This is a genomic window from Pseudoalteromonas porphyrae (genome assembly GCF_001298125.1).
Lineage (GTDB): Bacteria > Pseudomonadota > Gammaproteobacteria > Enterobacterales > Alteromonadaceae > Pseudoalteromonas > Pseudoalteromonas neustonica.
Genome location: NZ_LHPH01000014.1, coordinates 52,722 through 65,959, shown reverse-complemented (window position 1 = coordinate 65,959; position 13,238 = coordinate 52,722). Strand labels below are relative to the sequence as shown.

Sequence of the window (13,238 nt, the reverse complement as noted above, 5' to 3'; positions counted from 1 at the left end):
CTATATGATTAACATCCTGTAAGTATAATTGTTAATACTGGCGCCACAACTTTGACTGGCGGGGTACCATCGTTAGAGTCTTTAGCTTGTGTATATTCAATACGACAATCATCTGTGCTTACATAGCTGTTAGGAAAAATAATTGCAGTTCCAGTAGCGGCTTTAGTCGTGTCGTCTAAGTTAAAGTCACCCGCATCACCAGTTGCAAAGTCAACATCTAAGAAAGCTTCAAATGCAGCAGTACTCGCAGCAGGATAACCATAAATAGTATCAACTGCAGCGCCTGTATCAACCGTTACTGTTGCGGTTGGTTTTTTATGATCACTTGAGATTATTGATTTACCATTAACGATGTTCATACCGCTGCGAATAGAGCCCTGCAAACCTTCAAGTGTTGATGCATTTGCATCGCCTTGTAAGTTCAAAAAGCGCGGAGCAGCCGTTACCGCAAGTATGCCAAGGATCACGATCACAATGATCAATTCTACTAGGGTAAAACCTGCTTGGTTGTTCATTTCATTGCTATTCATTGATTGCGTTTTCATAAGTAAGCCTCTTTTGTTATTACTTAAGATTTAAAAATTTGCACTTTGCCTATTTTAGGAAAGTACGAAAACCCTTTGGTATCAATTAATTGCTTACCATTCTTAGGGATATTTTCAGCATCTAAAGAATGACTAAGATAGTAGATACACTGCAACGCATCTGCGTCGTACCTTACTAAAAAACGTACATCTTTAACCTCTGACACTGTACTACTTAGGGTACTGCTTGGCGCATCTTGTAAAATCACATTCAGCACCTGTTGGCATCTTGCACTACTCATTGCTAATGCCCGTGTGTCTTTTTGCTCTGTTTCATCACTAGTAGGAGTACCTGTTTCACCATCAACTCCTACAACCACACCTCCATAATTAATATAAGTAACAAACCGTGAAGCAGCGCTACCTTTAGGTCGTGCTTCTAATTCCCATTGCCCTCTGACAAACCCGACTGCGCTGGCAAAACCACCCGCTACAGCATCAATGCTTGCACTATGAGCCTGCTCTTTAACATTCATAAATTGTGGTACAGCTACACTCATAACTACGGCCAACAAAATCACAACTAAAACCACTTCAAACAGTGAAAAACCATTATTGTGTTGCGCCATATTGAGCATTATCACCCCCCCTTTATTGCTGACATCATATTCCACATCGGCATAAATATACCCAACGCTAAAATAAGGACCATAATGGCAACAAATACAGTTAAAATAGGTTCTATCTTCGCAGTTAAACTACGTAAATCGTAATCAACTTCTCGCTCATAATAATCAGCAGCCTCTTGTAGCATTTCATCAACACGGCCTGTTTCTTCACCCACTGCAACCATTTGTAATACCAGCTGCGAAAACAGCTCACTACTACGCGAAGCTCGCAATAAGCTATCGCCCTTTTCTATTTCCTGACGAATAGATAAAATAGCTTTTTCCATGTAACTATTATCAACGGCTTGTGCTGTAAGCGATAAGCCTGTAGTCATCGGTACACCTGAGCGCAGTACCATAGCCAAGCTTTGGCTATAACGAGCAAGAAGTGAGCGATGAATAATATGGCCTACAAAAGGGATTTTTAACTTGTAGTGATCCCAGTTATACAAACCTTGTTCAGTCGCCAAGTAGCGCTTCCAGAAAAAAATAGTCATTGCAATTATCAATAATAGTAACCACCAGTAGTTAACAAAAAAGTGGCTGGTTCCTATTAATATCTGCGTCATCAAAGGCAACTCAGCATTAAATCGAGCAAACATAGTGGCAAATGTGGGGATTACAAAAATGTTTAAAATCACCATGGCTATCACTAAAGCTGCGATAACAAAAATAGGGTAACGCATCGCTGTTTTAATACGTTTTCGTGTGTCTTGTTCTTTTTCAAAATAATTAGCAAGTTGTAAAAAAGCATCTTCTAAACGCCCTGAACCTTCGCCCACCAACACCATCGAAATAGTCAAACGACTAAACACTTTATTATGCATGCTCATTGCACTAGATAAATCTCGACCTTGCTCTAACTGCTTAATAACCTCAGTTAAAACCGCTTTAAACTCTTTATTTTGTGTAGTATCTGCTAACCCAACAATGGCACGAATTATAGGTATGCCTGCTTTGAGTAATGAATACATTTGCCGAGAAAACATAATCATGTCGTCAAGGCCTACTTTTTGTTTAAATAGTTGTAAACCTGGAAATTGAATATCATTTTCACGCTCGATCAGTGTGATCGTTATTGGTATAAATTGACGACGCATTAAGTTATCAGCTACGCCGGCTTGATTGACCGCTTCAAGCTTGCCTTTTACTAATGTTCCTTTATGATCTTTAGCTTGGTAGCTATAAAGTTGCATCGTCATCTCCTATTATCTCAGGGATATATTCAGCAACTTTAAACACTTCATCCAATGTGGTTAGGCCCTGTTTTGCATACTCTAGTGCCTTGCTTGATAAAGGTGTGAATTGAGCGCTATTTTTAGCCGCGTCAGAAAAACTTTGCGTATCATCTTGGCGTAATGCATCCATCATGGCATCATCCATTTCCAGTAGCTCAAACACCCCAACACGACCTTTATAGCCCGTATGGTTACACGCAGTACATCCTTTCCCACACCAAAACTGACTATTAGCAACATCAACTTTCAAATACTTTAACCAACTCGTTTCTTGATGATCAGGGTGGTATTGCGTTTTGCAGTTTTCACATACTCGCCTTACTAGCCGTTGAGCTATAATGGCACGTAATGAGCTGGCAACCAGATAGGCAGGCGCGCCCATATCAATTAAACGCATTGCACTGGTGATCGCATCATTGGTATGTAGCGTTGATAAGACTAAGTGCCCTGTTAATGCACCTCTTAAGCCAATTTCTACGGTTTCCTGATCTCGCATTTCACCAACCATCAAAATATCAGGATCTTGGCGTAATGCAGTGCGTAGAATACTGGCAAAACTGAGCCCTATTTTGTTTTTTATTTGCACCTGATTAATACGGCCAATTCGATACTCAACAGGATCTTCAACTGTAATAATTTTCTTTTCAGGCTGATTAAGCTCACTTAGCGCCCCATAAAGAGTGGTCGTTTTCCCGGACCCTGTCGGCCCTGTAACTAAAATCATCCCATGGGGGCGCTTTAAAATACTGCGCAAGCGTTTCAAAATATGCGTCGGCATACCTGTTTCATCTAAAGTTAGTAATCCAGCTGATTGATCAAGTAACCGCATAACTACCGATTCACCATACTGCACCGGCATCGTGGATAACCTCACATCAATACTATGAGTATGAACTTTAATATTAAATCGGCCATCTTGTGGTAGACGTTTTTCTGATATATCTAAGCCAGACATCAACTTAAGACGTAATACTAATGCAGAGGCAATTTTCACCTGATGTAATATGTGCTCTTGTAATACACCGTCAACACGCTGGCGAATACGCAACATACTTTCATCTGGCTCGATATGGATATCCGATGCCCTTACTTGTACTGCATCTTCAAAAATAGACTGTAGTAATTTAACAACAGTTGCATCTGAAGAATCATCACCGAGAGAGTTTAAGTCAAATTCTTCAACATCCTCGTACTCTTCATGTAACTGTTCCGCAAAGCTGGTTATCTCTTCCGTACGACGATAGACATTATCGAATGCAACCATAATTTGGCTTTCTTGCACTACCGCCAAATCAATTCTTTTTGGTGCAAATATTGGCCCTAGTTGATCTAACCCTCTTAAATCAGCCGGATCACTCATACCTATAAGTACTGAGTCGCCATTATCTTCAATTACAAGTGCACGGTAACGCCTAGCCATAACCTCTGATAGCAACTTAGACACTTCTGGGGATATTTTGCGTTGTGAAATATCTAAAAATGGCACTTTAAGTTGCTGGGCTAAAAATCGTAGTAACTGAGGTTCACTAATAAACTCAAGTGCGATTAACGTTGCACCGAGTTTACGCCCCGTTGCAGCTTGCGCATTAAGAGCCTCACTTAGTTGCGCTTCTGTGATCATCTGCTCATCAACTAAAAGATCCCCCAAACGCATTCTTAAACTAGGTCTCATGATACCTCCTTGAGCGCTAACAAGCGTTGCTCTGCATGGCTTTGTATTACCGGACTCAACCCTCCCATTTTAAGAGCTGTTTGATAATAACGCTTTGCGTTTTGGTAATCCCCAAGCGCATCTTTAGAGGTTGCCAGTGCTAACCACCACTTACTTTCTTGCGGCTGTAATCGAGTTAGTTTTTCAAAACATCGCAATGCAACATCATGTTCCTCTAGTTGCTGCGCAGCAGTGCCTTTTAAAGTCCAAAATTGATTATCTGCTTGCGGTTCAAACTCATCGCCGAGAAGCTGTAAAACCATACTGTACTGACGTCGAGTAATGTAAATTTTGCTGAGCAATACGCGCCAGTGCAACACGTTAGGATCATACCCTATGCCTTCTTCTAGAATACTCTGCGCAGCAAGAATGTCCTGCTGTAAAAAGTAACTTGCCGCCAATAAATTACGCGCTTCAATGTGCTCAGGGTCACGCTGTAAAATAAGTACCAGATCATCCGTAGCCTCTTGTTGTAAACCAAACTCTAGCGCATTTCTGGCTTGTGCCAACAAGGCTGAATTTTGCTGATCCATGGTCGTTATTACTGAAGCCTTTTTGATGCTAAAGGTATCTTCAGAGCTATTAATCATCGGCTTACTGATTGCAGCATTCACTATTTCAGGTGCACTGCTTTTCAATACTACGGCTGCAACAGGCCCCCCTGACTCACTATTACTTTCCATCATTGGCTGTTGGTTTATTGCTGGCTTTTGAAAACGTGTAACCTGATTAGCCCCACTATCATTAACTAATGCTTTTTCCTCTACATAAGATGCCGAATTCATAAGCTTATTTTTACCAGCGGTGACTAACGTGTTAGGTTTATCTAATACCTCACTCTTAATTAATGGATCGATAGCTACTTTGATTGCTGATCTCTCTACAATTGAATCTACACGCTTAATTTTTTTATCAGCCGTTGGTAGATAAATATAAGCCAATACAATTGCTGTGATTGCGATTAAAACGACCCCACACTTCAGTGCAATTGTTTGGTAATCATAAATGGGGGCAACGACAATACTTTTTTGCGCAAACGGCAGTGTTGCACCACTTTCACGCTGCTCTATGCTTTTAAGCATCGAATTAATTACACTCATAGCCATTGCCTCCAAAACCAAATACCAGCAATCACTAACACACTGCAGCTGGCAACTATGTAACTCCAATAATTTATTAAGTGCGTATTTTGGCAATCTTCAGTGTCTTTTACCGCACTGTAAATGTGCAGCATCTTTATTTCATTCACCCCTTCACCGTAGGCTTGCAACAGTACTTTATGGCAAAGCACATTAACCAAACGCGGGACCCCACGGCTAGCTTTTGCTATGCGTAACCCTAACTGCTGCGTAAATAGTTGCGGCCCATTAAAACCTGCAACTTGTAGCCTATGATTTATGTAATACACAACTTCAGCAGGTGTCATTGCACGTAATTGATAGGAAAAACTAATCCGTTGACGCAACTGACGAACACGGCTATTCGCTAGTTTTTCATCCAACTCAGGTTGCCCAAATAGTACAACCTGAATTAGCTTCTCACTCTCGGTTTCTAAATTAGTAAATAAACGCAATGCTTCTAGCGTATCCCAGCTCAAACACTGCGCTTCGTCGATCAATAACACCACTTTTTTCCCAACCTGCTGCAAGCTTAGTAAATGATGGTTAATCAATTGACTTAAAGCTTGCTGATCGAGCTCTTTATTTAGATCCATCCCTAACTCAACAGCTAATGCCCAGCGTAGTTCATCAGGGTTTAAGTAAGAGTTTGGTAAATAGGCTACCGTAAAATCTTGCTCTATTTGATTTAACAATTTACGACATAAAAGCGTTTTCCCAGTGCCTACCTCGCCCGTTACTTTAATAAACCCCTCCCCCATTTCTAGCGCCGTAAGCAACACTTGCATCGCTTCATTATGCGGTGCCAGAGCACAGAAGAACTCGGTATTTGGGGTTAAGGTGAAAGGCATTTCACTTAGATTGAAAAAGCTCAAATACATGATTAATTCTCATACCAAGTATTAAGTAATTGGCGACTGCGAGCTTGTTGCTTCTTCCACGTATCAGGCATTACAACAGTTGGCTTTAATAAAATAACTAGCTCTTTCTTCTCTTGACGCTTACGCACACTTCTAAAAAGATTACCAAATAATGGTATGTCGCCTAGTAGCGGTGTTTTTGATTCTTCATCCGTTGTGATCGTTTGCATTAAACCACCGATCACCACAATTTCACCACTTTGAGCACGGATCACCGTATCAGATTCACGAATATTACTTTGCGCCAGCGGTAGGATAAATTCGTCATTATTCAAAGTAATTACTTTTTGCTGTTCCTCTGTTTGTGTTACAGACGGATGAACATGTAAAATGACTGAGCCGTATTTATCAATCTGCGGTGTAACATCTAATGCAATCCCTGAGAAAAATGGTGTTAAATCAATTTCTGGTGTTGTTGTTGTTGCATTACCTGTAACCGTCGTACTTGAAACATTAGTAACAAAGTACTCATCCTGACCGACTTTAATTACTGCTTTTTGATTATTAGTTGCTGTTACCCTTGGGTTTGATAGCATTTGTACATCGCCTTGGGTTTCTAATAAGCTAATCACACCTGTAAAATCAGCGTTATTGATAACTAAATTTGAAACACCACCAAGCGTGGCTGAAATGCTGTTACTAATTTGCCCTGCGGCCGTTGTTGCAAATGACAAACTCGTACTACCTATAGAGCTTGCAATTTCATTCCAATTAACCCCCTGTTGATATTCATCTTTCAAAGTCACTTCGACAATCTTCGCTTCTAAAATAACTTGTCGTTGCAAGTTTTCTTGGCTTTGGCGTAAAAAATCTTTCAATTGCATAATTTCACTTGGCAAGGCATTTACAGTCACTAAACTTGCCTGAGGGCTGGCAATAACATAACGCCCCTCTCCAGTACCAACCAGTGTTTTTAAAGCGATCTCTAAGTCTTTCCAAAAATCATTTTGATTTGTGGTTTGTATACGAGAACCATTCAATTCAATATTCTGATTATTGCTGGATTGGCCATTTTGCTGGTCACTATCACTTGAGTTGTTACTTGATCTTGAGCTACTATTTCCCGCCATTTGACTCACACCACCAGCAACAACACTGACTGTAGATTGACCACTTCGCTTCATCATTAAATAATTAACAGGAATAGTTTCTGTACGCATTTTTGCGGGAAGTACCTGTACAATTCGCCCTTCGTTAATAATATCAAGCGGATACATTCGTTTAATAACGGTAATAACCTCATCAAATGTTACGCTTTTTAAGGTTAAGCTAATTGTTCCACTTACCTCTGGGTGTACTGCAACACTGTAAGGTGTATCGTCCGTAAGACCTGCAAAAAAGGCTCGTATATCAACATTATTAGCAGATACTTCAAAACGCTTCACCGAAAGCTCGTTATTTAAACTCTGCTGAGGGCCCACTGAAGATAATAGGCTTTGAGCTAGCTCCTCAGGTACATTTAACGGTGCAACTGTAGGCGTATTATTTGGAAGTGCTTTTAACTCTTGCTCGATATGAGGCTTGATCCCTTTACCTGGTGAAAAGCTGTGACAACCATTTAAAATAATAGGTAACAGCAATAAAACAGCCAACTTGTGGGGAAAATTAATTTTTAATGTCATAGTCATATAAATCTAATTTTATTTGCTTGTTATCATTCGCTAGTACGACTCTTTTAGAGTTTATTGCTAGCACTTTGTAGCCATCTATCTGATCGCCAATGGCATATAATTGCCCAGAAATAATTGCTTTATACCCTTGCTGTTTCTTTATTATTGACTGCAATATCAAATTTCCAGTCAACACATTCCCGCTTCCCTTTGTTGTAATGGTTTGCGGTCTAGTCGGATCTTTTAAAGTTTGTGCAACCGCAGCTACACTGGCGCATATTGATATCAGCCATAAACTACAGTGAAAGAAATTTTTCATTCGCGCTTACCGTTGCTAACTGTATGGTTAATTGAGCATTTGGATATACTGTCACTTGATAATTAAACTCTTGGATCAACAACTTTTCTTGGTTTTTTTTAAGTGATTCAAGATAGTTTTGCAGGCCAAAGTACTCGCCCTCTAACGTCAAAATCATTTGATGTTCAAAAAATAAAACTTGCGCATCTTGCTCACCTAGCTTTGCAACATCAATCCCTTTTGCTGGTAGCACTTTAAAGCTCAATACTTTGACATTCGGATGACTTTTTAATAATCCTCTTAACATGTCAGGCACACTCTCAGCAGCTACAAAGCCTTGGCTAAACGCACTCAACCTCTCATCAGTATCTATTAATGCTTGTTCTGCATTGATTATTTGTTGACGAAGCGCTTTTGTATAGTCGGTATTTAACGCCTCCTCTAACATTGCAAACTGAACTTGAGACTGCTGTAACTCAACCTTAATGGCCTTTAACGAGTCTTGCTGTAATTTTGCCGACTCTTGCTGTGGAAGCACTAAAAACCAACAACCTAAATAAATAATCAAAAATAAACCAACAGCTAATACGGCATATTTTTCGCGTAACTGTAGTGCTTCAAATCGTGTTTGATATTTCACCCATAAAGGCCAACTACGTAGACTTTTTTTACTATTCGTCTTCATAGCGAATTCCCTTTAACAACTAACTCAGATGAAACATTAAATTCATTAATGCCATCCTCTTTTTTATTAAACTCCAATACTGAGAATTCTTTCCCTGCAAAGTAAGGTGATTGCTTTAAATTACTTAGCCAAATAGGTAGTTGACTTGATTCGGAGGTTTGCCCTTTGAGGGTAATTTTTTTCCCTGCAAATATCAGTTCAGTTAACCAAATGCTCGGCTCATGGTGACGCGCTAAATCAATCATTATTCGGCTATAATCAGTGCCCGATAATTCGTTAACTACTTTTAAATAACTGAATATTTGCTGCTTATGAGCTATTTCTTGCTCGATTAACTTTAACTTTGTAACTAACCGGTCTTTATTTTGTTTTTCTGCCAGCTTAATTTTTATTGCCTCAAGCTCTACATACAGACTATCTAATCGTTGCTGGCTTCCATCTTTTTCAGTTTTATTATGTTGTGTTTGTAATGTGAAGCCTCCCCAACTAGCTGTCACTATAAAAGCAACAATAGTCCATATAACTAAAACACCTTGGAGTGGCATCAAGTCACGACGCTTTCTTAATGATTTATGATAAAAATTAATCCTATTCTTCACCTGATTAATCCTTATTAGTCATCAATAGAGCCGCACCTAAAGCATAATAGAACTGCTTTTCAACACCTTTAGCCATATCTGAATTAGGTTGAAAGTCGACGACTTTAGTTTGTAATAACTCAGCAAGCTCTGCACGCACCGCTAATGAAGACAAACTGTCACACTGTAATTGCACACTACGGATCGGAGGTTGTTTTAATTGCGATTCAAAGAAATCCATTGAACGCTGTATTTCTAAAGCTAATGCATCAACAACTGCACTATCTTTATCTGTAATACCAATAAAGCCATTTAAGCGCCTAACCAAAACTAACTGACCATCTCGTACAATGAGTATTCTTGGTTCAGTATCTGCGTGTTGAACCACCAACATATGTGCATCTTTGTTTTTACCAAATAAAGCAAGCAGTACCATTTCTTCAGAAGTGAGCGAACGTAATACGGCGTCTGTATCTATAAAACAATTGATAAGCGGTATTATTTGCTGCTTATCAGTTATAAACACATTCATTTTTTTACTTTGCATCGGTAAAGCAATTGGATAATCAATAAAATCGGCGACAATATTTTCTGGGGCGATATTAACTAGATCTTTACTCGTCCACGGCAGTGACTGAATAATCTCTTCATCTGTCAGGTTAGGCTTTTCCATCTGCAAGATTTGATAAAAATAATGTGGTACTACCAAATTAACAGCACATGTTTGGCGACTTACTTCGTTTGTACAGGTAGTAATCGCCGTTGTATAATCACGAAGGTCTGTCACGTATTCTGTATGTGTTTTCTCAATTTGCCACAAGCCTTGTATTTGCTTCAAACAAACTGCATTCACGGTTTTAGCATATGTAGCAACACCTATTATGCAGTTAGGATCTATCCCTTGCTGCAACCATGGAAATAATGAAAAAAGCCTTTTTTTCATATAGCTACTTAAATATTAGTACGATTTTCTAAGTATTGTATATATTTCCTAGGTCGCAAGTATTGCAAAGAAATAAAGAGGCAATAATGTTAAAACTCAGCACGATAAATGAAAACTCACCGTTAAAACAAATAGATGGAGATAACTTAAAAAAAAGAAATTTATTTTTAAGTATTAAGCGTGACGATCTGCTGCACCATTCTATAAATGGCAATAAATGGCGTAAATTAAAATATAATTTATCTGCTATGCAGGCTCAAAAGAAAAACGAATTACTTACATTTGGAGGGGCTTTCTCAAATCATATCCATGCATGCGCAGCAGCTGGGAAGCTTCTAAACTTTAAGACACGCGGAATTATTCGTGGTCCTGAACTCGATCTAAATAACCCTACATTGCAGTTTGCTCAACACTGCGGCATGCAATTACATGCAGTTACCCGCTTAGAATATAAAGAGCGTAATAACACAGATTATATTACCCAACTTCAAAAACAGTTCCCAAACGCCTACATCCTACCGGAAGGAGGAACAAACAAAGCAGCCCTTCAAGGAGGAAAAGAATTGGCACAATCCCTACCAGTGGCCGACTATATTATTTGCCCTACGGGCAGTGGCGGCACTCTAGCGGGGCTCATTGAAGGCAGTAATAAAACCACTAAAGTATTAGGTATTGCGGTGCTAAAACAAGCGGAATATTTAATAAATGAGATAAAAATACTCAGCCAAGCCGCACGAGAACAAAATAACTGGCAATTACTAACTGAGTTTCATGGTGGTGGTTATGGAAAATTCACGCCTGAACTTTGGCAGTTTTGCCAGGCGATGCAAGTGCGGTATCAGCTACCTTTAGAACCAATTTACTCAGGTAAAATGATGTATGCGCTTTGGCAATTAATAGAACAAGATTTTTTCCCCGCAGGCAGTCGAATTATTGCTATACATACTGGTGGACTTCAGGGGTTAAAGGGTTTGCGCTATCGAAAACTCATTTAAATCATTTTTCGAATTGATGTACTTTTAAGGGTGTTCTATAAGTAACACCTAACTAGATGTTACTTGATTAAATTCTTGCAGTGGTTCAGTAAAATAAAAGCCTTGCGCCGCCACTACGCCTAATTTTTTTAATGTATTGAGCTCCAATTGTGTCTCAACTCCCACTCCATATACGGGTAGATTAATACGTGTACTTTGCAAAACAATTTGGCGAACAGCTTTTTGCTGTTTTAGATTACTATCTATATTATGGATCAGCTCAAAACTAAGCTTTAAGCCTTTCACTATTTTATAAGGCTCCAGTAAACCTATTTTATTACTGGTGGTCACATTATCAATTAATACAGTACCACTGATGGCTTTAATAGCGCTCAATGCAGACGTTAGTTTAGGGAGATGTTGGTAAAAATCATCTTCTAAAATCTCGAATTGAAGCTTATTCGAGCCTTTAAAGCTACGCATTTTTTTATCAAACCATAACCAAAATTGACGACTAAACCAATTAAGTGGGTGCACGTTAATACTTACCGTTAACGAGCTAGGCTCAGCTTCCAATAATTTAATTACCTGCTCAACAACCGCCTGATCCAATTGCACTATCGCTGTCTCATTCGTTAACTGTGGGATAAACTGTCGAGCAGATAGCATCCCTAAAGACTTATGTCTAATGCGTATTAAAGCCTCATGCTGTAACATTTCGCCTGTTGCCAAATCAAACAAAGGTTGAAAAAACAACATAAACTTTTTCTTCGTTATGTAATCAGGTAATGTATCCGCACCTTCAGCTAACTCGATTGAACGAGTATAATTAAATGGAATTCGTTGAATATGCTGCCACGCACTTTGTTTAGCCTGCACTAATGCAGATTTAGTTAATTGATAAACAATCGTTTGATCGGCACCATCACGGTAATTACACACACCTACTTTTACATCTTTACGGGACAAGTCACCACGGTATACCAGCGCAGCTTGGAATATTATTTGATGTAAGCGCTTCATATAATTATCAACATCTGTCTGGGAAATATTCTCTAAGGTAATAGCCAAACCGCCTGAAGGCAGAAGTTTTACTGAAATTTTAGACAGTTCTTTAAAGCCTTTTACAATAACGAGCTTAAAGTGGTTTTCTAAATCAATATTATGTGGAAATGGCTGACCACAGTAAAATAACGCAAAAAGATGATTATAATTATTCTGTATAGCATACAAGGTCGTGAGCGCGTTCTCTGGCGGAAGTTGTTTAAGCTCTTGATTACTTTTATCTATATGCGGTTCTTCAATTTTATCTTCAACAGACTTAGCTAATGTAAATGGTAAATCATCTTGAGGTGCACTCAAAACAGGCTTAAGCTTACTTTTAAATAAAACACACCACCAGCGATAACTCCATACAGCGACTCCTATTAATATTAGATTCAATAAGATAAATAAATAACTTTCAACAATCCATGAAGGCCAATGGTATAGCTTTAAGCTCACTGATTTATAACTGAACACCTCGCTTTCCTCTGCCATGAATGCAGAAAAGTGCAGTGGTGCCTCGTGTGGTTCGAGCATAAACCCATGATTTTCAGCAAGCGCTGCTATTACATCCCGTTCAGTAATAACATCTATTTTTAAATCATAAACTTGCTTTGCCAACTGCCCACCTGTGTGGTGAACTTTTTGATGTAAAACTTCCCCTAGCATAATATTAAATATGCCAAGTAACAGCGTAAAAGCAATCACATAGATGCTCAGCATACGCATTTGTGCATTCCTCGATTCAATCACTTTTATTATTTCGCTATTATTTTTAATAGCTAAAGTGTTGTTCAAGATCCTTATTAACACAAGGCTACAGCTGGATTTAAAGAAATTTCCTAGGAGATACTGTGGCAGGTTTATATTGCGGGGTTAAACCACAGTCATGTATTTGGGTTTACGCAAAGTGGAGCTCATACGGTA

13 protein-coding genes are annotated in these 13,238 nt (G+C 39.0%); 1 reads left to right on the top strand and 12 read right to left on the bottom strand.

The annotated features are described in order from the left end of the window. Nucleotides 1-8 precede the first annotated feature (8 nt). From ADS77_RS12940 to ADS77_RS12890, 11 genes are read right to left on the bottom strand one after another with little or no spacing between them, the layout of a single operon-like run. Nucleotides 9-545: a prepilin-type N-terminal cleavage/methylation domain-containing protein gene (locus ADS77_RS12940; protein WP_054204843.1), complete on the bottom strand. Its 537-nt coding sequence runs from the start codon at nt 543-545 to the stop codon at nt 9-11. 23 nt (nt 546-568) lie between these two features. Further along, nucleotides 569-1,162 carry a prepilin-type N-terminal cleavage/methylation domain-containing protein gene (locus ADS77_RS12935; RefSeq protein WP_054454803.1) on the bottom strand — a complete coding sequence of 198 codons (594 nt, stop codon included), beginning with the start codon at nt 1,160-1,162 and terminating at the stop codon, nt 569-571. Between the two features lie 2 nt (nt 1,163-1,164). Beyond that, entirely contained in the window at nt 1,165-2,388 is a 1,224-nt protein-coding gene (locus tag ADS77_RS12930) for a type II secretion system F family protein (RefSeq protein ID WP_054204845.1), read from the bottom strand. After that, nucleotides 2,375-4,102, bottom strand: coding sequence for a GspE/PulE family protein (locus ADS77_RS12925; RefSeq protein WP_054454801.1), 1,728 nt, complete (start codon nt 4,100-4,102; stop codon nt 2,375-2,377). Before ADS77_RS12925 ends, ADS77_RS12930 begins: the two co-directional genes overlap by 14 nt. Then, complete coding sequence (locus tag ADS77_RS12920; RefSeq protein ID WP_054454800.1) at nt 4,099-5,241, bottom strand: tetratricopeptide repeat protein; 1,143 nt, start codon at nt 5,239-5,241, stop codon at nt 4,099-4,101. The genes ADS77_RS12925 and ADS77_RS12920 overlap by 4 nt, the downstream gene beginning before the upstream one ends. Continuing rightward, nucleotides 5,238-6,140: an ExeA family protein gene (locus ADS77_RS12915; RefSeq protein WP_054454798.1), complete on the bottom strand. Its 903-nt coding sequence runs from the start codon at nt 6,138-6,140 to the stop codon at nt 5,238-5,240. The genes ADS77_RS12920 and ADS77_RS12915 overlap by 4 nt, the downstream gene beginning before the upstream one ends. A gap of 2 nt (nt 6,141-6,142) precedes the next feature. After that, the gene (gene mshL, locus ADS77_RS12910; RefSeq protein WP_054454796.1) at nt 6,143-7,801 is read right to left on the bottom strand and encodes a pilus (MSHA type) biogenesis protein MshL; all 1,659 of its coding nucleotides are present in this window, start codon (nt 7,799-7,801) and stop codon (nt 6,143-6,145) included. After that, nucleotides 7,785-8,108 carry a hypothetical protein gene (locus tag ADS77_RS22515; protein ID WP_064435812.1) on the bottom strand — a complete coding sequence of 108 codons (324 nt, stop codon included), beginning with the start codon at nt 8,106-8,108 and terminating at the stop codon, nt 7,785-7,787. Before ADS77_RS22515 ends, mshL begins: the two co-directional genes overlap by 17 nt. Further along, a complete protein-coding gene (locus ADS77_RS12900; RefSeq protein WP_054454794.1) occupies nt 8,086-8,772 on the bottom strand; it encodes a type II secretion system protein M in 687 nt (228 codons plus the stop codon). Before ADS77_RS12900 ends, ADS77_RS22515 begins: the two co-directional genes overlap by 23 nt. Continuing rightward, nucleotides 8,769-9,371: a PilN domain-containing protein gene (locus ADS77_RS12895; protein ID WP_152960621.1), complete on the bottom strand. Its 603-nt coding sequence runs from the start codon at nt 9,369-9,371 to the stop codon at nt 8,769-8,771. The genes ADS77_RS12900 and ADS77_RS12895 overlap by 4 nt, the downstream gene beginning before the upstream one ends. 4 nt (nt 9,372-9,375) lie before the next feature. Then, complete coding sequence (locus ADS77_RS12890; RefSeq protein ID WP_054204852.1) at nt 9,376-10,293, bottom strand: hypothetical protein; 918 nt, start codon at nt 10,291-10,293, stop codon at nt 9,376-9,378. An 86-nt stretch (nt 10,294-10,379) separates the two neighbouring features. Here ADS77_RS12890 and ADS77_RS12885 point away from each other — a divergent pair, with 86 nt between their 5' ends. Then, entirely contained in the window at nt 10,380-11,288 is a 909-nt protein-coding gene (locus ADS77_RS12885; RefSeq protein ID WP_054204853.1) for a 1-aminocyclopropane-1-carboxylate deaminase/D-cysteine desulfhydrase, read from the top strand. A 48-nt stretch (nt 11,289-11,336) separates the two neighbouring features. On the opposite strand, the gene ADS77_RS12880 is transcribed toward ADS77_RS12885, so the two are convergent. Continuing rightward, nucleotides 11,337-13,109, bottom strand: a complete 1,773-nt coding sequence (locus ADS77_RS12880) for an EAL domain-containing protein (RefSeq protein WP_152960620.1) — start codon at nt 13,107-13,109, stop codon at nt 11,337-11,339. Nucleotides 13,110-13,238: the final 129 nt, after the last annotated feature.